Origin of the sequence: Ralstonia sp. A12 (genome assembly GCF_000801955.1) — a bacterium.
Taxonomy (GTDB): Bacteria; Pseudomonadota; Gammaproteobacteria; order Burkholderiales; family Burkholderiaceae; genus Ralstonia.
Map to the genome: position 1 here is coordinate 60,860 of NZ_JSZO01000003.1, position 19,450 is coordinate 80,309.

Here is a 19,450-nt window from a genome sequence, read left to right on the forward strand (position 1 = left end):
TGCCCGGTTGGCTTACAGCAACGATTTGCCCTGCGACAGGATCTTGTCGCACGCCTGCTTCGTGATCTGCTCCTTCACGCCGCTCAGGTCGAACGTGCTGCCGTTTGAGCCAGTAAGCATGCCCTTCGTGCCGTTGCTGTATCCAGCGTCAGAGGCTGGGGCACCGCCCAGCTTGCCGAGCAGCTTGTCTTTGACCGAAGCCGCATCCGACGCGCCACCCAGATAGTTGTTCTTGAGGCAGAACTCCAGCACACCAGCCACGTTGCCGGTGCTGCCGGAGGTGAGCGAGCCCAGCGAGGGCAGACCGCCCGATCCACCGAGATTGCCAAGGCTGCCCAGGCCACCGGATGCGCCCTGGCTGTTGCCTTGCGTTGCGCCCTTGATGAGATCGCCGATCTGGGCTTGAGCGGCGGGCGGCAGTAACGCGGCAACCAGGGCGAGGGCGGCAGTGGTACGGATCAGGTGGCGAGTCATACGGGGCTCCTTGAGGGGGTGAGGCGGACAAACAAGGGGACACCACTACCGTAGCGCACGGTCAGACGAAATGACGTGTTGCGCAACATGCGGTGCTGCCGCCATTTTCCACCGCCCGAGCAACAAAAAACCCGGCAGGTCGCCGGGTTTTTTGCATTTCAGTACCCTTGCCAGAGGTCGGGTACTGGATGACGCTAATCAGGCAGCCTGGATGTTGGTGGCCTGCTTGCCCTTCGGGCCCTGCGTCACTTCGAACGAGACGCGCTGATTTTCCTTGAGCGTCTTGAAACCAGCCATGTTGATGGCCGAAAAATGCGCAAACAGCTCTTCGCCGCCTTCGTCAGGCGAGATGAAACCGAAACCCTTAGCGTCGTTAAACCATTTGACCGTACCGAGTGCCATAAAAACCCCTCCGTGGAAACACAAATTCGAGCCGGGAGGGGTATGCCTGTCGGGGCGGTGCAGAGCGGTACCGCGCAGTCATCGCCCGATTGTCGGCCCTGGGGCACGACGAATGGCGCGGGTGGAGCCGCGCCGCAAGCGATCGGTCTTCTTGTGGCAAAACACCACAGCCTGATGCGGTTGTCGATCTGTCGTCGACTGGTGTGAGGCCTCCCGGGCTCACCATTCATGAGGCTTGCTGCCAAGTGTTTTTGGGGCAGTAAGGCGCACATGTTGAATTCGATTGTTCGAGGAAAGCAACAGACTGTCAAGGCTACCAAAGGTGGGTTTGTGGCGAAAATCGGTCAGTTTCAGAAGAGGTTTTGCTCGAAATTCCGTAAATCGTCCCCACCTGCCGAAAACGTTCGGCATCCAGGTCCGGCGCGCGCCCCGTTTCCAGCCCTCGGCTGGCCGGCGGAATGCCCCTCGCCCGGAGTGCCGACAGGCGAACGCAATTCAGGCCAAACCATTTGCAGGGCTTGAAATCGGCGTTATTTCCCTAAATTGCGAAGTCGAAAGGAGTGGTTAGAATAAGACCATGGCAATCCGGCAAGCGACCACTCCACAACACGATGCAGGCACCGTCCTCGAGCGGAAAGAGCAAGCGCTCAAACCGCCCGCGATGTACAAGGTGCTGCTGCTCAACGACGACTACACCCCGATGGAATTCGTCGTGATGATCCTTCAGCAATATTTCAGCAAAGATCGGGAGACCGCCACGCAGATCATGCTGACGGTGCATCGGGAAGGTAAGGGCGTGTGCGGTCTCTACACCCGGGATATCGCCGCGACGAAGGTGGAATTAGTGTCAACCCATGCACGGCAGGCGGGTCACCCGCTGCAGTGTGTGATGGAGGAAGCATGATCGCGCAAGAACTGGAAGTCAGCCTGCACATGGCGTTTGTCGAAGCCCGCCAGGCTCGCCACGAATTCATTACGGTGGAGCATCTGCTGCTTGCGCTGCTGGACAATCCGACGGCCGCGGAGGTGCTGCGCGCCTGCGCCGCCAATATCGAAGACCTCCGAACGCATCTGAAGAACTTCATCGCCGACAACACCCCGGTGGTGCCCGGCACGGACGAGGTGGACACGCAGCCCACACTGGGCTTCCAGCGCGTGATCCAGCGCGCCATCATGCACGTGCAGTCGACTTCCAACGGTAAGAAGGAAGTGACGGGCGCGAATGTGCTGGTCGCCATCTTCGGCGAGAAGGACTCCCACGCGGTCTACTACCTGCAACAGCAGGGCGTGACCCGCCTGGACGTCGTCAACTTCATCAGCCACGGTATCCGCAAGGACCAGGCCGAACCGGCCAAGCACGGCGACGGTAACCCGGAAGGCGAAGCTGGTGACGGCAAGGAAAGCCCGCTCGAGCAGTTCACGCAGAACCTGAATGGTCTGGCTAAGGCCGGCAAGATCGATCCGCTGATCGGCCGCGAGCAGGAAGTCGAGCGTGTGGTGCAGGTGCTGTGCCGCCGCCGCAAGAACAACCCGCTGCTGGTAGGCGAGGCTGGTGTCGGTAAGACGGCCATTGCCGAAGGTCTGGCGTGGCGCATCACCAAGGGCGAAGTGCCGGACATCCTGTCGAAGTCCGTCGTCTACTCGCTCGACATGGGCGCGCTGCTGGCCGGTACCAAGTACCGCGGCGACTTTGAACAACGCCTGAAGGGTGTGCTGAAGTCGCTCAAGGACAATCCGAACGCGATCCTGTTCATCGACGAGATTCACACGCTGATCGGCGCGGGCGCCGCTTCGGGCGGCACGCTGGACGCGAGCAACCTGCTCAAGCCTGCGCTGTCGTCGGGTGCGCTCAAGTGCATCGGCGCGACCACGTTCACGGAGTATCGCGGCATCTTCGAGAAGGACGCAGCGCTGTCCCGCCGCTTCCAGAAGATCGACGTGGTGGAGCCGACCGTCGACCAGACCGTGCAGATTCTGCGCGGTCTGAAGTCGCGCTTTGAAGAGCACCACGGTGTGAAGTACGCATCGTCGGCGCTGACCGCCGCAGCCGAGTTGTCGGCACGCTTCATCACCGACCGCCACCTGCCGGACAAGGCCATCGACGTGATTGATGAAGCCGGTGCGGCGCAACGCATCCTGCCGAAGTCGAAGCAGAAGAAGACGATCGGCAAGGCCGAGATTGAAGACATCGTTTCGCGCATCGCCCGTGTCCCGCCGCAAAGCGTGTCGCAGGACGATCGCAGCAAGCTGCAGACGCTGGAGCGCGACCTGAAGTCGGTTGTGTTCGGTCAGGATCCCGCCATCGATGCGCTGGCTTCGGCCATCAAGATGTCGCGCGCCGGGCTGGGCAAGACGGACAAGCCGATCGGCTCGTTCCTGTTCAGCGGCCCGACCGGTGTCGGCAAGACGGAGGTTGCCAAGCAGCTCGCGTTCATCCTGGGCATCGAGTTGATTCGCTTCGATATGTCGGAGTACATGGAGCGCCATGCGGTGAGCCGGCTGATCGGCGCGCCTCCGGGCTACGTGGGCTTCGACCAGGGCGGCCTGCTGACGGAAGCCGTGACCAAGAAGCCGCACTGCGTGCTGCTGCTGGACGAAATCGAGAAGGCGCATCCGGACATCTTCAACATCCTGCTGCAGGTGATGGACCACGGCGCGCTGACCGACAACAACGGTCGCAAGGCGGATTTCCGCAACGTGATCATCGTCATGACGACCAATGCGGGCGCCGAGACGATGAACAAGGCGACCATCGGCTTCACCACGACGCGCGAGCAGGGCGACGAGATGGCCGACATCAAGCGCATGTTCACGCCGGAGTTCCGCAACCGTCTGGATGCCACCATCAGCTTCCGCTCGCTCGATGAGGAAATCATCATGCGCGTGGTCGACAAGTTCCTCATGCAGCTGGAAGAGCAACTGCACGAGAAGAAGGTGGACGCCATCTTCACCGAGAAGCTGCGTCGCTTCCTGGCGAAGAAGGGCTTCGACCCGCTGATGGGCGCGCGCCCGATGCAACGCCTGATCCAGGACATGATCCGCAAGGCGCTGGCAGACGAATTGCTGTTCGGCAAGCTGACCAACGGCGGCAAGGTGGTCGTGGATCTGGACGACGCCGATGCGGTGAAGCTGGAGTTCTCCGAGAACGAGGCACCGCCGGCACCCGCGCAGGAAGAAGCGGAAGCCTGACGTTCAGTCGCTCCAAACAAAACGGCCCGGAATTTCCGGGCCGTTTTTTGTTGCGTGGACGCTGTTCAGTGGCGACCGGTGCTGCCGAAGCCACCCGCGCCGCGATCGCTCTCGGCAAAGTCGTCGACGATGTTCAGCTCAGCCTGGACTACCGGCACGATCACGAGTTGCGCCAGGCGCTCCATCGGGTTGAGCACGAACGCCGTGCTGCCACGGTTCCATGTGCTGACCATCAACTGGCCTTGGTAGTCCGAGTCGATCAGGCCGACGAGGTTGCCCAGCACGATACCGTGCTTGTGACCCATGCCCGAGCGCGGCAGGATCAGCGCCGCATAGCCCGGGTCGGCCAGGTGGATGGCCATGCCGGTCGGGATCAGGTGCGTGGTACCCGGTTCGATGGTGAGCGGGGCGTCGATGCAGGCGCGCAGGTCCAGCCCGGCGCTGCCGGTGGTGGCGTACTGCGGGAGTTGTTCGTGCAGGCGGGCGTCGAGGATCTTGACGTCGAGTTTCATGCGGGGCAGGCGGAAGAGGTTGCAGAAACCGGAGATGGTAGCGCAAACGCCTCGGCCAGCAGCTCGTAGGAACGCAAGCGGGCCTTGTAGCTCGGGGCGACGGTCAGCACGATCAGTTCATCGGCGACGAAGCGGTCTTTGAGCGCGAGCATCTGGTCAGTGATGGACTCGGGTGTGCCGATGATGCTGCGCGGCCGTTCGCGCATGACGATCGCCTGGTCGCGCTCAGTGTAGACGTGGGCTTCGCCTTGCTCGACAGTCGGGATCGGGCCGTTGGCGCCGAGTGCCATTTGCAGGCGACGCAGGTCCACTGCCGCTTCATAGCGGCGCGCTTCGGCTTCCGTATCGGCTGCGATCACGAAGACGGCGGCGGCGCTGTAGGGGCGCGCATCGTAGCCGGGTTCGAAATCGGTGCGGTACTGCTGCGCGACGATGTGGCCGACGTGCGGGTTGATGAAGTGCGCAAACGCGAAGCGAATGCCCAGGCGAGCCGCCAGCGCACCGCCGAAATCGCTGGAGCCCAGCATCCACAGTTCGGGCTTGGTATCGATCTCGGGTTGCAGGAGCACACCGTAAGCGGGGTGATCGGACGGCAGCGTGCCCGTCAGGTGCCAGATCAGTTCCTGCACCTGCTGCGGGAAGATGTCGCCGCGGTTGTAGTCCCCCATGGCCACGGCTGCTGCGGTACGCATGTCGCCGCCGGGTGCGCGGCCGACGCCGAGGTCGATACGGTTCGGGAACAGCGCCTCCAGCAGGCGGAACTGCTCGGCCAGCTTGAACGGGCTGTAGTAGGGCAGCATCACGCCACCGGAGCCGACGCGCAGGTGTTTCGTGGCACTCGCCACGCGGGCGATCATCACTTCTGGCGCGGGGTTGCTCACGCCACGCAGGCCGTGGTGCTCGGCGCACCAGTAGCGCGTGTAGCCGAGTGAATCGGCGAGCTGTGCAAGGTCGACCGTTGCGGCGATGGCATCGCGCGCGCTGTGGCCGTAGATGACGGGGCTCTGGTCGAGGACGGACAGGCGGATCGGTGCGCTCATGGTCGCACCCCGTGCACCCGGTCGGCGATGGCGGCGACGATCTGGCGCGCCAGCGTCAGCTTGTCGGCGCGCGGCAGGCGGGTGATGCCGCTCGCGTCGAACAGTGCGACTTCGTTGTCGTCACGGCCGAAGGTCTGGTGGCCGAGGTTGCCGACCAGCAGCGGAATCCCTTTCTTCTGGCGCTTGGCCTCGCCGAACTCTTCCAGGCGTTCGGTCTCGGCTGCAAAACCGACGCAGAACGGCGCGTTCGGGCGACGAGCAACGCCAGCGAGGATGTCAGGGTTCTGCGTGAACGTGAGCGTTGGCACGTCGATGTCGTTCTGCTTCTTGAGCTTCTGATCGGCGGCCTGTGCGACGCGCCAGTCGGCCACGGCGGCCACGGCGATAAAGATGTCGTTCTTGGTGGCGTCCAGCTCGCGCATGACGGCGTCGTGCATCTGCTGCGCGGTCTGCACGTCGATGCGCAGCACGCCGGCGGGCGTGTCTTGATGACAAGGCCCAGCCACGAGCGTGACTTCCGCCCCGGCCTGCGACGCGGCACGCGCGAGCGCAAAGCCCATCTTGCCGCTGGAAAGATTCGTGATGCCACGCACGGGGTCGATTGGCTCGAACGTCGGGCCGGCGGTCAGCAGTACGCGGTGGCCGCGCAGTAGCTTCGGTTGGAAAAAGCCGATGAGCTGCTCGACGATGTCTTCCGGCTCGAGCATGCGGCCATCGCCAACTTCGCCGCAGGCCTGGTTACCGGCGTCGGGGCCGAGCAGGGTGACGTCATCGGCGTGCAGTTGGGCGGCGTTGCGCTGCGTGGCGGCCGCGGCCCACATCTGCCGGTTCATGGCGGGGGCGACGAGCAGCGGGCAGTCGCGCGCGATGCACAGCGTGGAGAGCAGATCGTCGGCCATGCCGTGCGCGAGCTTGGCCAGGAAATCTGTCGAGGCTGGAGCGATGACGATGGCATCCGCCTCGCGCGAGAGGTCGATGTGCGCCATGTTGTTGCCGATCCGGCCGTCCCACTGCGAGGTGAAGACCGGGCGGCCCGAGAGCGCCTGCATCGTCACCGGCGTGATGAAGTGCGTGGCGGCGTCGGTCATCACCACCTGCACAGTGGCGCCGGCCTTGGCCAGCAGCCGCACCAGCTCGGCCGACTTGTAGCACGCGATGCCGCCGGTCAGGCCGAGCACGAAATGTTTGCCTTGCAGTTCCATAAATACCCGCTTGGGAATGCGATTGACGCAATGTGCATGGGCAGGTACAACCCTTGGCCGGGTCACCTGTCGAACACTGGCGATGATACCGGCTCGGGGCTTGCCTCGCCGGAGGCCCGATATTCCCTCAAATACTGATTCCCAATATGGTTTTCCGTTTCTTCCGCAATGTATTGGCGGTGATTGGTGCGCTGTCCATTGTTGCCTTCATCGCCGGGGCGGTGCTGGTGTATGGAGCCAAGCAATGGCTGCGGGAGGAATCGGTGCCGGCGCACGCCGACGTGATTGTCGTGCTGGGTGGTGAGTCGAGCCAGCGTGTGATCGGTGCGGCCGAGCTGTACCACGCGGGCGTGGCGCCGCGCGTGTTTGTGAGCGGCGAGGGCGATTGCCGGGTGATCGTGCGGCGTCTGGTGATGACTGGCGTGCCGGCAGACCGCATTGGCCGCGAGTGCCAATCCGGCAGCACCATGGAGAACGCCGAGATGACGCGCCAGGCGCTGGAGGGGCAGCAGATACAGAGTGCCGTGCTGGTCACGAGCTGGTACCACACTGGCCGCGCACTGAAGGTGTTCCGCGCGGTCTGGCCCGAGGTGACGTGGGGCGTGCGCGGCGTGTTTGCCGGCGACACGCTCTCCAAGACGTTCCCGGTCTACGAGAGCGGGACCATCCTGGCGGAGTACATCAAGCGGGCGTGGTACTCCGTGCGCTATTGATGGTTGAGGAGGGCTGAGCCGACAAGGGCCGCGCATTGGCGGCCCCAGGGGGATGTCAGCGACGCACGCGCCGCAGTTCGTCGATGATGAGCAGCACCGCGCCGATGCAGATGCCGCAGTCCGCCACGTTGAAGGCAGGCCAGTGGTAACCATTCAGGTGGAAGTCGAGAAAGTCCACCACGTGACCGTAGATGACGCGGTCAATCACGTTGCCCAGCGCGCCACCCAGGATCAGCGCCAGCGCGAAGCAGAACATCTTCTGCCCGCTGTGCCGCTTGAGCAGCCAGACGATGAACACCGCTGCCGCCACCCCCAGGGCCGTGAAGAACCAGCGCTGCCAGCCACCAGCCGCCGCCAGAAACGAGAACGCCGCGCCCTTGTTGTAGGCCAGCACCAAGTTGAAGAACCCGGTGATGGGGCGCGACTCACCCCAGGTGAAGGTCTTGCTGATGGCAACCTTGGTCAACTGGTCCAGCAGGATCCAGATGACGGCCAGGCCCAGCCACGGGCCCACGCCATGACCGCCGCCGCCACTGCGCGAGACCGCTTTGCTCTTGCCGTTGTTGCCGCTGTTACGCGCCGCCCGAGTTGTCGCCATTACGCCGCGCTCCGTTGTTCACCGGCGCCGAACAGGTTGTCAGTGCAGCGCTTGCAAAGGGTCGGGTGGGCCGCGTCGTGGCCGACGTCAGCGCGGTAGTGCCAGCAGCGCTCGCACTTGGCGTGCGAAGACGGCACCACGCTGATCAGCAGGTCGCCGCCTTCCGGCGCACGCTCCAGCTTGGCGGCCGACGTGATCAGCACGAAGCGCAGGTCGTCGTTGAGGCTGGCCAATGCGTCGTACACCGTGTCGCCTGCTGCGACGGTCACTTCCGCCTGCAGCGACGAGCCGATCTTGCCGTCGATGCGCAGGGCTTCCAGCTGCTTGGTCACCTCGCCGCGCACGTTGCGGATGGCGGCCCACTTCTCCAGCAGGGCGCTGGCGCCTTGCGGCACCGGGGCGTCGTAGTAGGTACTGGTGAAGATGGTGTCGGTGTGCTCCGTGCCGTGTGCGAACACCTGCCACGCTTCTTCCGCCGTGAACGACAGGAACGGTGCCATCCAGTGCAGCATCGCCTGGGTGATGTGGTACAGCGCGTTCTGTGCCGAGCGGCGCGCCACCGAATCCGGCGCCGTGGTGTACAGGCGATCCTTCAGCACGTCGAGGTAGAAGCCGCCCAGGTCTTCCGAGCAGAACGTCTGCAGCTTGGACACCACCGGGTGGAACTCGTACACGTCGTAGTGCGACAGCACTTCCTTCTGCAGCGCGTCGGTCATCGCCACGGCGTAGCGGTCGATCTCGAGCCATTGCTCGGTCGGCAGCGCGTGCTTGGCGTGGTCGTAGTCTGTCAGGTTGGCGAGCAGGAAGCGCAGCGTGTTGCGGATGCGGCGGTAGCCTTCCACCACGCGCTTCAGGATCTCGTCCGAGATGGCGAGTTCGCCCGAGTAGTCGGTCGAGGCCACCCACAGGCGGATGATCTCGGCGCCCATCTTGTTGGCGATTTCCTGCGGCGCGATCGTGTTGCCGATCGACTTGGACATCTTGCGGCCTTCGCCATCGACCGTGAAGCCGTGCGTGAGCAGGCCCTTGTACGGCGGCTTGCCGTACAGCATCGAGGCGGTCAGCAGCGACGAGTGGAACCAGCCGCGATGCTGGTCGGAGCCTTCCAGGTACAGGTCAGCCAGGCGACCATCCGGCAGATCAGCCGACGCGTCGTACAGGTCAGCCGCATGCGAGCCGCGGATGACGTGCCAGTGCGTCGTGCCCGAGTCGAACCACACGTCGAGCGTGTCGCGGTTCTTCTCGTACATGTCGGCGTCATCGCCGAGCAGTTCGCGCGGGTTGAGCGTTTGCCACGCTTCGATGCCGCTCTTTTCGATGCGCTGGGCAACCTGCTCCAGCAGCTCGGGCGTGCGCGGATGCAGCGCGCCGGTTTCCTTGTGCACGAAGAAGGCCATCGGTACGCCCCATTGGCGCTGGCGCGAGAGCGTCCAGTCCGGGCGATTGGCGATCATGTTGTGCAGGCGCTGCTTGCCCCACGACGGGTAGAACGCGGTGGCGTCGATGCCGGCCAGCGCGGTTTCGCGCAGCGTGCCGTTGCCGTCGTTGGGCTGCACGTCCATCCCCGCGAACCACTGCGACGTGGCACGGTAGATGATCGGCGTCTTGTGGCGCCAGCAGTGCATGTAGCTGTGCGGGTGCTTGTGTGCGTCGAACAGGTTGCCGGAGTCGCGCAGCACGTCGACGATCTTCGGGTTGGCATCCCAGATCAGCTGGCCGCCGAACAGCGGCAGGGTGGATGCGTACACGCCGTTGCCCATCACCGGGTTGATGATGTCGGCGTCGACCATGCCGTGCGCCTTGCACGACTGGAAATCTTCCACGCCATAGGCAGGCGCGGAGTGCACGATGCCGGTACCGGTATCGGTAGTCACGTAGTCGCCCAGGTAGACAGGCGACAGGCGGTCATAGCCCGCATCCATCTTGGCGAGCGGGTGGTGGAAGCGCACGAGCGACAGCGCAGCACCCTCGCACGTGGCCAGCACAGTGCCTTCAAGCTTCCAGTTCTGCAGGCAGGCTTCGACGCGCTCCTTGGCGACGATCAGCAGGCCGCGCGTCGAATCGACCAGCGCGTATTCGATTTCCGGGTGCAGGTTCAGCGCCTGGTTGGAGGGGATCGTCCACGGCGTGGTGGTCCAGATCACGATCCAGCCCGGCTTGGCCTTGAGCACATCCGCGCCCACATGGAAGGCGCTCGACAGTGCGTCGATATCGGCAAACGGGAAGCCGACGTCGATCGACAGGTCGGTACGGTCGGCGTATTCGACTTCCGCTTCCGCCAGCGCCGAGCCGCAGTCGAAGCACCAGTTGACCGGCTTCAGGCCGCGGAACACATAGCCCTTTTCCAGGATCTTGCCCAGCGCACGGACTTCATCCGCTTCGTTGCGGAAGTTCATCGTCAGGTACGGATCGGCCCAGTCGCCCAGCACGCCCAGGCGCTCGAAGTCGACCTTCTGGCGGGCGATCTGGCCGGTGGCGTAGGCACGCGCCTTCTCTTGCACTTCCTTGACGGGCAGGCCCTTGCCGAACTGCTTTTCGATCTGGATCTCGATCGGCATGCCGTGGCAATCCCAGCCCGGCACGTAGACGGCGTCCAGGCCGGTCAGGCCGCGCGCCTTGATCACCATGTCCTTGAGGATCTTGTTGACCGCGTGGCCGATGTGCAGATCACCGTTGGCGTACGGCGGGCCGTCGTGCAGGATGAACTTCTTGGCGCCCTTGCGAGCGGCGCGAATCTTCTTGTAGAGCTGCTTGTCCTGCCACTGCTTGACCCATTGCGGCTCGCGTTTGGGCAGGTCGCCGCGCATGGGGAACGGGGTGTCCAGCAGGTTGACCGGGTACTTGCTTTTCTCCGGCGTGGGCTTCTTGGAATCGGACATGGTGTGATGTGGGGCAGATTCGGGCAATTCGGATCGATGCAGCGCGCCGGATCAGTGCAGAGCGCGTGCGCGGTGTGGCTTTCGGGCGGTGCGTGTGGCAACCGCCTACTGAATTCGGTCGGTGGCGGAGGTGGCGAAGTCTCGCCGCAGCGCGGGTGATTCACCGGCCGGCGGAATCGGCAGACCGAAGAAGTTGCGGGCGTCGATGCAGTCCTGCGCGATGGCATCTTTCAGCGCATCGAGCGAATCGAAGCGGGCCTCATCGCGCAGCTTCTTCATGAATTCCACGCGGACCAGCTTGCCGTAGACGCTGGCGTTGTAATCGAAGATGTGCACTTCCAGCAGCACGCGGCCGGAATCATCCACCGTCGGGCGCACGCCGATGCTGGCGACGGCGGGCAATGGCTTGTCAGCCAGCCCATGCACCTGCACGACAAAGATGCCTGCCACCGCCGGCTTTTTATGGGAGATGCGCAGGTTCAGCGTCGGGAAACCCAGCGAGCGGCCGAGCTTCTGCCCATGCACCACGTGCCCGCTGATGGCGTAACCGTGGCCGAGCAGGCGGCGCGCGTGTTCCAGGTCACCGGCGGCCAGTGCCTCGCGCACGGCCGAGCTGGAGATGCGGATGCCGGACTCCGACACCGAGCCCATCTGCTCGACCTCGAAACCGAACTGGGCGCCGGCAGCCTGCAGGTAAGTGAAATCGCCCGCGCGCTTGGCGCCGAAACGGAAGTCGTCGCCCACCAGCAGCCAGCGCGTGTGCAGGCCGTCGACCAGTACGTTGCGCACGAACTCATCCGGCGTCTGGCCAGCGAAATGCGCGTTGAAGTGCTCCACGACCACCCGGTCCACGCCCTGGCGGCGCAGGCTTTCCAGCTTGTCGCGCAGCAGCGCGATGCGCGTGGGCGCGCGGTCCGGCATGAAGAACTCGCGCGGATGCGGCTCGAAGGTCATGACCGTGAGCGGCAACCCGCGTGCGTCGGCCGCCGCACGCGCGCGGGCCAGCAGCGACTGGTGGCCACGGTGCACGCCGTCGAAGTTGCCGATGGTCAGCGCGCAGGGCGCACGACTTTCAGCGTTGGGCAGGCCGCGAAAGACTTTCACGAGAGGCGTCGGTGATCGAGGAAAAAAGAAACTGTTTTCGTGCCGGATTGACGTGACAATCCGCAAAAATCCAGCAAAACGCACATTATATAAGGGATTGCCCCAGCGCCGGCGGGCGCGAGGGCGAACGGGCAGCGGTGTTGCACAATCGTCCGAACGGTGTGCCCGTCCGCCGTAACCTTGCGGCACAATCCGATATCCGGTTTCTTCCCCGCCTACCTTTGAACGCCCCGTTGCGCATCTTCTTCACCAAGTTCGGGCTCGCCAGCCGCGCGCCGCTTGAACTGGACGCCCGAGCCAAGCTGCTTGCTGCCGTGCATCGCGGCACCCCCATGGGGATCGCGGCTTCCGTCGTGCTGCCCGCCTTGACGATGGCGGCCTTCTGGGGGGATGCCTCGATTCGTCCGGCGCTGCTGGGCTGGTGCCTGATCATGCTGTGCCTGACCGCCTCGGGCCTGCGCTTCTATTTCGGTTATCGCTACGACCTGACCCGCATGACGCTGGCCGCGCACACCCGCAAGTGGTGGACGGGCATGCATGTCATGTCGGCCGTGGGCGGGGTGGCTTGGGGTTGCTCGGCGGGGTTGTACCTGATGTCGCCGTCGCTGGAGTTCAGCAGCCTGCTGATGATCGTCATCATCGGGGTGGCGGCAGCGGCGGTGCTTTCGCAGGCGCCGGTGCCGTCCAGCCTGCTGATCCTGGGGACTGGCATCCTGGCGCCGCACTTCTTGCTGGCCGAGCAGGCGTTTCCCGGCCACGGGCTGTACCTGCGCGGCGTGCTGCTGTTCTTCGCGGCGCTGCTGACGCGGCATGCCGTGAACATCCACAACACGCTGGTGCGCGAAATCCAGCTTGAGAACGAAAGCCGCCAGCTCGCACGGCGCTATCAGGACGAAAAACAACGCGCGCTGTCGGCGTCGGAAGAGAAGTCGCGCTTCCTGGCCGCTGCCAGCCACGATCTGCGCCAGCCGGTGCACGCGATCGTGCTGCTGGTGGAGGCGCTGCGGGCGCGCAACCAGTCGGAGTCGCTGGCGCCGCTGGTGGAGCAGTTGGCTTCGGGCGCGGCCACCATCGACCTGCTGTTCCGCTCGCTGCTGGATCTGTCGAAGCTGGAAAGCCGCAAGACCTCGCCGACGCTGGAGCCGGTGGATCTGGGCGAAGTCATCACCGAGGTGGTCCAGCAGTTCATGCCCGATGCGCGCGCCAAAGGGTTGACGCTGACGTCGCGCATTCCGCCGTTGCCGGTATTCGGCATGGCCGAGCCGGTGCTGCTGCGCCGGGCGCTGTTCAACCTGCTGCAGAACGCGCTGCGCTATACCGAGCGTGGTGGCGTGATGGTGGCGCTGCGTGTGCGTCAGAAGTATCTACGCATCGAGGTGTGGGATACCGGCATCGGTATCGCGCCCGAGCACCAGAAGGACATTTTCTCGACGTACTACCAGGTCGAGAACCCGGAGCGTGATCCGAGCCAGGGCCTGGGTCTGGGCCTGTCGATCTACAAGGAATGTGTGCGTCTGTTGCGCGGCACGTTTGGTGTGCGCTCGGTGCCTGGGCGGGGCTCGATGTTCTGGATGGCGCTGCGGCCGGTGCCGGCCGAGATCAAGGCGCCGCTGGCTGCTCAGCCGCGTGCCGAGCAGAAGCGTGCGGTACTGGATCAGCCGCGCTTCTCGGGTGTGGTGCTGGTGGTGGACGACGATCCGCAGATCCGCAAGGCCTGGCACGCGCTGCTCGAAGCCTGGGGCGTCGAGGTGCACAGCGCCGCCGATGGCACCGCCGCCGATCAACTGCTCACGAAGGGCCTGCGCCCGCAGATCATCTTCTGCGACCTGCGTCTGCCGGGTAAGGAAGACGGCCTGCAATTGCTCGAGCGCTGGCAGGTCAGCCATCCGGACGCACACGCTGTGCTGCTCACGGGGGACCGCAACTCCGCGGCGCTGGCGCGTGCCGAAGAAGCCGGCTATCTGCTGCTGGCCAAGCCGATGGACCCGAACATGCTGCGTGTGCTGCTCAAGCGCTGGCTGCGCGGGCGTGCAGTCGAACCGCAGGTCGCGTACTGAGACAGGGTTGAAGCGGCGCCGTTGAGTGCGGCGCCGTGGTCAGGTCAGGCGATCAGGCCGCGCCGGTCAGGCGGAAGCGCTCCATGCGCGAGATGATCTGGATGCGCGTACGCACGCCCAGCCGCTGCAGGATCGCCGAGACGTGTTCCTTGACGGTGTTCTCCGTCAGCCCCAGTTGGCGTGCGATCGACTTGTTCGGCAGGCCCTCGAGCAGCAGCGCCAGCACCGAACCCTGACGCGGCGTCAGGCCCAGTTCTGCCGGCGTGATGGGGATGCCATGCGAGGCGCTGCCTTTGCCATTGACGCCACCCAGGTCGTCTTCCGATGGGAACGACGAATCCCCACCGAAGATGCCGGCCACCGCCTTGGAGAAGGCATGCGCATCGGCGTGCTTGCCGATGAAGCCGATGGCGCCCAGGGCCTGTGCCTTGGCGACGATCTCGGGTGTGTTCTCGGCCGACATGAAAGCAAAGCGTGCCTCGGGCAGCTTGCCGCGCAGCTCGCGCATGGCATCGAAGCCGGTGCAGTCGGACAGCCATACATCGAGCAGCACGACGTCCGGGCGGACGCCGTCATCGACGAGTGCCAGCGCCTGGCGGCGGCCAATGGCAGCGTGCACCTGGACTTCAGGCAAGGCTTGTGCAAGAAACGTGGTCGTGCCAGACAAGGCGAGAGGGTGGTCGTCGACCACCAGCAGGCTACGCAGCGAGCTCGTCATTCTTATTCCCCGGTGAGGGCAGTGCCCTCTTGTTGTTGTACGCGTGCCGACCCGGCGCGGGCGGTTGGCCGTCAAGCTTGATGCCGATCGGCCGTCACGGTTATCGACCGCACGATGTTGCAGCGCAGGGTGACCGGAAGCGAGATATGCGACGGATCACCACTGGCAGCACCCCGACCCCCGGGTGCGCGGACAATTATGGGGTCGAGATTATCAGACCGCAGCGCGGCGCGCCAACGCCTTGACGCCCGCTCCGCCCGTTTTTATCGGCACGGAAGGGATTTTGCTGAAGCCCGTCGGCTAAATACCACGCTACCGGCAAAAGCGGGCCTGGCACGGCCGTGCAGGCGCCACCCCAGGCCGTCACAGCGGATTTTCTCGGGGGAGTGCGGCGCACTTGATAAAATGCCGCGATGAAAAACATCGTCATTCTCATTTCCGGACGTGGCTCGAATATGGAAGCCATCGTTCGCGCCTGTCAGACCGAGGGTTGGCCGGGGCGCATTGCCGCCGTGATTTCCAACCGTCCCGACGCCGCCGGCCTCAAATTTGCCGCCTCGCACGGCATTGCCACCGCGGTGGTCGACCACAAGGGCTTCCCTGACCGCGACAGCTTTGATACCGCCCTGGCACAGTCCATCGACGGGTTCTCGCCCGATCTGGTGGTGCTGGCGGGCTTCATGCGCATCCTGACGCCGGGCTTCGTCAATCATTACGCCGGGCGCATGCTGAACATTCATCCGTCGCTGCTGCCGTGCTTCCCCGGTCTGCATACCCACGAACAGGCGCTGGCCATGGGCGTGAAGGTGCACGGCGCGACGGTCCATTTCGTGACCGCCGAGCTGGACCACGGCCCGATCGTGCTGCAGGCAGCCATCGAAGTGCGACAGGGTGATACGCCGGAGTCGCTTGCCGGGCGGTTGCTGACGCAGGAGCATGTGATCTATCCGCGTGCCGTGCGCTGGTTTGTGGAAGGACGCTTGCGCGTCGAACAAGGCGTGGTCCGGGTGTCGCCGGATGCGTCGCAACTTGTCATTGGCGTTGACGCCCAGGAGGCAGCATGAGTCAGGATCGTCAGCGTTCGCGCAATGGCGGCGGTAACAGCGGTGGTGGCAACAAGCGCCAGAGTTCTGGTCACGGCGCGGGCGGCGGCGGGTGGTATCGCGCGCCGCAGGGCAAGCCCCAGCAACGCAGCGCCCCGCGCCCGCGCACCGGCGTGCACGGCAGCCATTTCGAGCACCTGGACAAGGTGCTCGCCCGCCTGCTGCACTTCGCGGCACCGGCCGACATGGTCGTCAGCCAGTACTTCCGCGAGCACCACGAACTGGGCCACCGCGAGCGCGGCATCATCGCCGAGGCGGCGTTTGCCGTGCTGCGCCGCAAGGTCGAATTCGGCCAGTTTGCCGAGAGCGGTTCCGGCCCGGCACGTCGTCGCCTGGTGGTGCTGGGCCTGCTGCAGACGGCCGGCCGCACGGCCATCGCCCCGTTCCTGACGCCGGTCGAGGCTGAATGGCTGGACCGCTGGGAACTCCGCGATCGTGCAGCTTTGGCGCCGCGCGTGCGCGCCAACCTGCCGGATTGGCTGTTCGACGCGCTGGTCGCGCAGCACGGCGCCGAATTTACCGAGGCCTTGGCCCAAGCCTGGCTGACGCCTGCGCCGCTGGATTTGCGCGTCAACACGCTCAAGGGCGAGCGCGACGCTGTGCTCGCGACGCTGGTCGAAGCCGGCATCGAAGGCGCGGTGGCGCCGTTGTCGCCGGTGGGTATTCGCCTGGCAGGCAAGCCGGCGCTGAACAAGCTCGAGATCTTCACCAACGGCACGGTCGAGGTGCAGGACGAGGGCAGCCAACTGCTGTGCCAACTCTTGGCGCCCAAGCGCGGCGAGATGGTGGTGGATTTCTGTGCAGGCGCCGGCGGCAAGACGCTGGCGATTGGCGCGGCGATGCGCTCGACTGGGCGTCTGTACGCCTTTGATGTGTCGGAGAAGCGCCTGAGCAATCTTGGCCCTCGCCTGGCGCGCAGCGGTCTGTCGAACGTGCATCCGAGCCGCATCGACAGCGAGCACGATGCCAAGATCAAGCGCCTGGCTGGCAAGATCGACCGCGTGCTGGTCGACGCACCGTGCAGCGGGCTGGGCACGCTGCGTCGCAATCCGGACCTGAAGTGGCGCCAATCCGCGCAGGCCGTGGAAGAGATGTCGGCCAAGCAGCAGTCGATCCTCGCCTCTGCGGCGCGGCTGTTGAAGCCGGGCGGCCGTCTTGTTTACGCGACATGCAGTGTGCTGGCGCGCGAGAACCAGCAAGTGGTCGAGCAGTTCCTGGCTGCGCACGAAGACTTTGTGCTCGTGCCCGCCGGCGAGGTGCTGGCCGCGCAGAAGATCGCGCTTGAAATGGGCCCGTACCTGGAGCTGTATCCGCAAGTGCATCAGACCGATGGCTTCTTTGCCGCCGTGCTGGAGCGCCGCGCATGATGTTGCGCCAGCTGGGTTTGCTGTTGGCCGCTGCGTTGGTCTTCAGCGCCGGCGGCATCGCCCAGGCACGCAACACGCCGCCGGTGCAGCCTGCCAAGGGCACGGTGCAGGCCGCGTTCACGCCGGACGACGACATTGAAGGGCTGCTGGCCGATGCCATCGACCAGGCCCGCGAGCAGGTGCTGGTGCAGGCCTATCTGCTGTCGAACAAGGCGATCACGCGGGCGTTGCTGGCCGCGCATCAGCGTGGCGTGGACGTGCGCGTGCTGGCCGATCGCGAGCAGATGACGCGCTCGGGCGGCAGCCGCGTGCCCGAGATCGCCAACGCGGGCATTCCGGTGTGGCTGGAGGTGCGCTACAAGAACGCGCACAACAAGGTCATCGTGGTTGACCCGCGTGGGGCGCATCCGGTACTGGTGACCGGCAGCTTCAACTTCACGCAGACCGCGCAGCGCGGCAATGCCGAAAACGTACTGATCGTGCGCGGCGATGCTGACCTCGCGCAGCGTTACGCCGCCAACTGGCAGAAGCACGTGGGTGATGCGTTGCCGTATCGCACGCAATGAGCGTGCGCAATAACCGCAGTCGTCAATGAATGGAATCCCGCTGAATCACATCGCACTGGGCCACATGATCGGCGACATCGTCTCCGATCTGGGCGGCCCGCGCTTCATCTGGCAACTCGTGGTGCTGGTGTTGCTGCTGGGCGTAGCCTGGTTGATCGCGCGGCCGATCTCGCGGCACCTGCATGCGCGCCACGAGAACGACAACTTCGCGCTGCGCTTTGCGTGGGCGAGCCTGGAGCGGGCGATGTTCCCGCTGCTCGGCTGGCTGCTGGTGCTGGGGGCGCGCTATGCCTTGGTTGGCACGATGCCGATCAGCGTGTTCCGGCTGGCTGCGGTACCGCTGTTCGGCCTGGCGATGCTGAACCTCGCGTTCTACGTGCTGCGCCGCGTGTTGTCGGCCAGCGGCAATCTGCATGGCATGCTGGTGTTGACCGAGCGCGTGCTGACCACGCTGATGTGGGTCGTGACGGTGCTTTACGTGGTGGGCGTGCTCGGCGACGTGGTCGACTATCTGGAGAGCATCCAGTTTGCGATCGGCGGCAAGCAGAAGGTGAACCTGGCGGCCATCCTGATGGCGGCGGTGTGGATTCTGCTCACCGTGCTGGTGGCGATGTGGTTCGGCTCGTGGCTGGACAGCCGTATCACGCGTGCTTCGGCCATCGATGCGAACCTGAAGGTAGTGCTCTCGCGTGTGGCCAAGGCGGTGCTGCTGCTGGTGTCGCTGCTGCTGAGCCTGTCGCTGGTGGGGATCGACCTGACGGTGCTGTCGGTGTTTGGCGGTGCGCTGGGTGTGGGCCTGGGTTTCGGCTTGCAGAAGATCGCCAGCAACTATGTGTCGGGCTTCATCATCCTGCTGGAGCGCTCGCTCAAGCTGGGCGATCAGATCACGGTCAGCAACTTCACCGGCATCGTCACGCAGATCCGCACGCGCTACACCGTCGTGCGCAACGGCGACGGCGACACGCTGGTGCCGAACGAACTGATGGTCGCGCAGGCCGTGCAGAACCACAACGAGCGCGGCATGGTGCGGGTGGCGGTGCGTGTGCAGGCATCGTATGCGGCAGACCCGGAAGCGGTGCTCGCGCTGCTCGTCCAATGCGCCGAGGGTGTCCCACGCGTGCTGGCCGATCCGGCACCGGCTGCCTTCATGGCGCTGTTTGCCGATAGCGGTATCGAGTACGAATTGGGCGTGTGGATCAGTGACCCCCACAACGGTAAGCTGGGCGTGCAGTCCGGCTTGAACCGCGCCATTTATCGCCGCTTCAAGGAAGCGGGGATCGAGATTCCGTATCCGCAGCGCGAAGTGCGTGTGCTGGGGCCGCTGGCGCTGCAGCAGGGTGCTTTAGGTGATGCAGGCGCCCCATCCGCCGATCCTTCTGCGCCGGCGTGACGGTCTAGCACACGGCCGTTAGGAACGAAGCCCCTTTGTTTTGGGTCAAACTGACGGTTTTCCCTCATGGAATAGAGGGGGTATTCGGTTAAAATGCTGGATGCTCCCACAAAGGATCAGACGGCACCGTCGCAAT

General features: G+C 64.8%; 17 protein-coding genes. 8 read left to right on the forward strand and 9 right to left on the reverse strand.

The features are described 5' to 3' along the window. Positions 1-12: 12 nt before the first annotated feature. Positions 13-474 (reverse strand): DUF2501 domain-containing protein, encoded by a 462-nt coding sequence (locus tag PI87_RS06820; RefSeq protein WP_039596961.1) that lies wholly within the window; start codon positions 472-474, stop codon positions 13-15. A gap of 198 nt (positions 475-672) precedes the next feature. Then, positions 673-876, reverse strand: coding sequence for a cold-shock protein (locus PI87_RS06825; RefSeq protein ID WP_039596962.1), 204 nt, complete (start codon positions 874-876; stop codon positions 673-675). Positions 877-1,453: 577 nt separating this feature from the next. Here PI87_RS06825 and clpS point away from each other — a divergent pair. After that, complete coding sequence (gene clpS / locus PI87_RS06830) at positions 1,454-1,780, forward strand: ATP-dependent Clp protease adapter ClpS (RefSeq protein WP_004631954.1); 327 nt, start codon at positions 1,454-1,456, stop codon at positions 1,778-1,780. Next, positions 1,777-4,065 carry an ATP-dependent Clp protease ATP-binding subunit ClpA gene (clpA, locus tag PI87_RS06835; protein WP_039596963.1) on the forward strand — a complete coding sequence of 763 codons (2,289 nt, stop codon included), beginning with the start codon at positions 1,777-1,779 and terminating at the stop codon, positions 4,063-4,065. Before clpS ends, clpA begins: the two co-directional genes overlap by 4 nt. A 65-nt stretch (positions 4,066-4,130) precedes the next feature. Here the strand turns inward: clpA and dut are convergent, their stop codons facing one another. The 3 genes from dut to coaBC are packed head-to-tail and all read right to left on the reverse strand — an operon-like array spanning position 4,131 to position 6,819. Next, a complete protein-coding gene (gene dut / locus PI87_RS06840) occupies positions 4,131-4,577 on the reverse strand; it encodes a dUTP diphosphatase (RefSeq protein ID WP_021195758.1) in 447 nt (148 codons plus the stop codon). Then, positions 4,574-5,617, reverse strand: a complete 1,044-nt coding sequence (locus PI87_RS06845) for an LLM class flavin-dependent oxidoreductase (protein WP_039596964.1) — start codon at positions 5,615-5,617, stop codon at positions 4,574-4,576. Before PI87_RS06845 ends, dut begins: the two co-directional genes overlap by 4 nt. After that, positions 5,614-6,819, reverse strand: a complete 1,206-nt coding sequence (gene coaBC / locus PI87_RS06850) for a bifunctional phosphopantothenoylcysteine decarboxylase/phosphopantothenate--cysteine ligase CoaBC (protein WP_039596965.1) — start codon at positions 6,817-6,819, stop codon at positions 5,614-5,616. The genes PI87_RS06845 and coaBC overlap by 4 nt, the downstream gene beginning before the upstream one ends. Before the next feature lie 146 nt (positions 6,820-6,965). Between coaBC and PI87_RS06855 the strand changes: the two genes are divergently transcribed. Next, entirely contained in the window at positions 6,966-7,532 is a 567-nt protein-coding gene (locus PI87_RS06855; protein WP_039596966.1) for a YdcF family protein, read from the forward strand. 55 nt (positions 7,533-7,587) lie between these two features. Here the strand turns inward: PI87_RS06855 and lspA are convergent, their stop codons facing one another. From lspA to PI87_RS06870, 3 genes are all read right to left on the reverse strand, one after another. After that, positions 7,588-8,130 carry a signal peptidase II gene (gene lspA / locus PI87_RS06860; RefSeq protein ID WP_039596967.1) on the reverse strand — a complete coding sequence of 181 codons (543 nt, stop codon included), beginning with the start codon at positions 8,128-8,130 and terminating at the stop codon, positions 7,588-7,590. Further along, positions 8,130-11,009 carry an isoleucine--tRNA ligase gene (gene ileS, locus PI87_RS06865; protein WP_039596968.1) on the reverse strand — a complete coding sequence of 960 codons (2,880 nt, stop codon included), beginning with the start codon at positions 11,007-11,009 and terminating at the stop codon, positions 8,130-8,132. The genes lspA and ileS overlap by 1 nt, the downstream gene beginning before the upstream one ends. A gap of 105 nt (positions 11,010-11,114) precedes the next feature. Next, a complete protein-coding gene (locus PI87_RS06870; RefSeq protein WP_039596969.1) occupies positions 11,115-12,113 on the reverse strand; it encodes a bifunctional riboflavin kinase/FAD synthetase in 999 nt (332 codons plus the stop codon). A gap of 221 nt (positions 12,114-12,334) precedes the next feature. Here PI87_RS06870 and PI87_RS06875 point away from each other — a divergent pair, with 221 nt between their 5' ends. Further along, the gene (locus tag PI87_RS06875) at positions 12,335-14,170 is read left to right on the forward strand and encodes an ATP-binding response regulator (protein WP_039596970.1); all 1,836 of its coding nucleotides are present in this window, start codon (positions 12,335-12,337) and stop codon (positions 14,168-14,170) included. Positions 14,171-14,222: 52 nt separating this feature from the next. Here PI87_RS06875 and PI87_RS06880 read toward each other — a convergent pair whose 3' ends face one another. Then, positions 14,223-14,888, reverse strand: a complete 666-nt coding sequence (locus PI87_RS06880; RefSeq protein WP_039596971.1) for a response regulator transcription factor — start codon at positions 14,886-14,888, stop codon at positions 14,223-14,225. Between the two features lie 413 nt (positions 14,889-15,301). Between PI87_RS06880 and purN the strand changes: the two genes are divergently transcribed. Genes purN through PI87_RS06900 form a run of 4 tightly spaced genes read left to right on the forward strand, consistent with a single transcriptional unit; the run spans position 15,302 to position 19,314 of the window. Continuing rightward, a complete protein-coding gene (purN, locus tag PI87_RS06885; RefSeq protein WP_039596972.1) occupies positions 15,302-15,952 on the forward strand; it encodes a phosphoribosylglycinamide formyltransferase in 651 nt (216 codons plus the stop codon). Continuing rightward, the gene (locus tag PI87_RS06890) at positions 15,949-17,358 is read left to right on the forward strand and encodes an RsmB/NOP family class I SAM-dependent RNA methyltransferase (protein WP_039596973.1); all 1,410 of its coding nucleotides are present in this window, start codon (positions 15,949-15,951) and stop codon (positions 17,356-17,358) included. The genes purN and PI87_RS06890 overlap by 4 nt, the downstream gene beginning before the upstream one ends. Next, a complete protein-coding gene (locus tag PI87_RS06895; RefSeq protein WP_039596974.1) occupies positions 17,355-17,924 on the forward strand; it encodes a phospholipase D family nuclease in 570 nt (189 codons plus the stop codon). Before PI87_RS06890 ends, PI87_RS06895 begins: the two co-directional genes overlap by 4 nt. Positions 17,925-17,949: 25 nt before the next feature. Next, positions 17,950-19,314 carry a mechanosensitive ion channel family protein gene (locus tag PI87_RS06900; RefSeq protein ID WP_039596975.1) on the forward strand — a complete coding sequence of 455 codons (1,365 nt, stop codon included), beginning with the start codon at positions 17,950-17,952 and terminating at the stop codon, positions 19,312-19,314. The last annotated feature ends 136 nt before the right edge of the window (positions 19,315-19,450 follow it).

Excerpts from the sequence above, each read along its gene's own strand:
- PI87_RS06820 (WP_039596961.1), bottom strand. The coding sequence starts at position 474 with ATGACTCGCCACCTGATCCGTACCACTGCCGCCCTCGCCCTGGTTGCC.
- PI87_RS06825 (WP_039596962.1), bottom strand. The coding sequence starts at position 876 with ATGGCACTCGGTACGGTCAAATGGTTTAACGACGCTAAGGGTTTCGGT.
- clpS (WP_004631954.1), top strand. The coding sequence starts at position 1,454 with ATGGCAATCCGGCAAGCGACCACTCCACAACACGATGCAGGCACCGTC.
- clpA (WP_039596963.1), top strand. The coding sequence starts at position 1,777 with ATGATCGCGCAAGAACTGGAAGTCAGCCTGCACATGGCGTTTGTCGAA.
- dut (WP_021195758.1), bottom strand. The coding sequence starts at position 4,577 with ATGAAACTCGACGTCAAGATCCTCGACGCCCGCCTGCACGAACAACTC.
- PI87_RS06845 (WP_039596964.1), bottom strand. The coding sequence starts at position 5,617 with ATGAGCGCACCGATCCGCCTGTCCGTCCTCGACCAGAGCCCCGTCATC.
- coaBC (WP_039596965.1), bottom strand. The coding sequence starts at position 6,819 with ATGGAACTGCAAGGCAAACATTTCGTGCTCGGCCTGACCGGCGGCATC.
- PI87_RS06855 (WP_039596966.1), top strand. The coding sequence starts at position 6,966 with ATGGTTTTCCGTTTCTTCCGCAATGTATTGGCGGTGATTGGTGCGCTG.
- lspA (WP_039596967.1), bottom strand. The coding sequence starts at position 8,130 with ATGGCGACAACTCGGGCGGCGCGTAACAGCGGCAACAACGGCAAGAGC.
- ileS (WP_039596968.1), bottom strand. The coding sequence starts at position 11,009 with ATGTCCGATTCCAAGAAGCCCACGCCGGAGAAAAGCAAGTACCCGGTC.
- PI87_RS06880 (WP_039596971.1), bottom strand. The coding sequence starts at position 14,888 with ATGACGAGCTCGCTGCGTAGCCTGCTGGTGGTCGACGACCACCCTCTC.
- purN (WP_039596972.1), top strand. The coding sequence starts at position 15,302 with ATGAAAAACATCGTCATTCTCATTTCCGGACGTGGCTCGAATATGGAA.
- PI87_RS06890 (WP_039596973.1), top strand. The coding sequence starts at position 15,949 with ATGAGTCAGGATCGTCAGCGTTCGCGCAATGGCGGCGGTAACAGCGGT.
- PI87_RS06895 (WP_039596974.1), top strand. The coding sequence starts at position 17,355 with ATGATGTTGCGCCAGCTGGGTTTGCTGTTGGCCGCTGCGTTGGTCTTC.
- PI87_RS06900 (WP_039596975.1), top strand. The coding sequence starts at position 17,950 with ATGAATGGAATCCCGCTGAATCACATCGCACTGGGCCACATGATCGGC.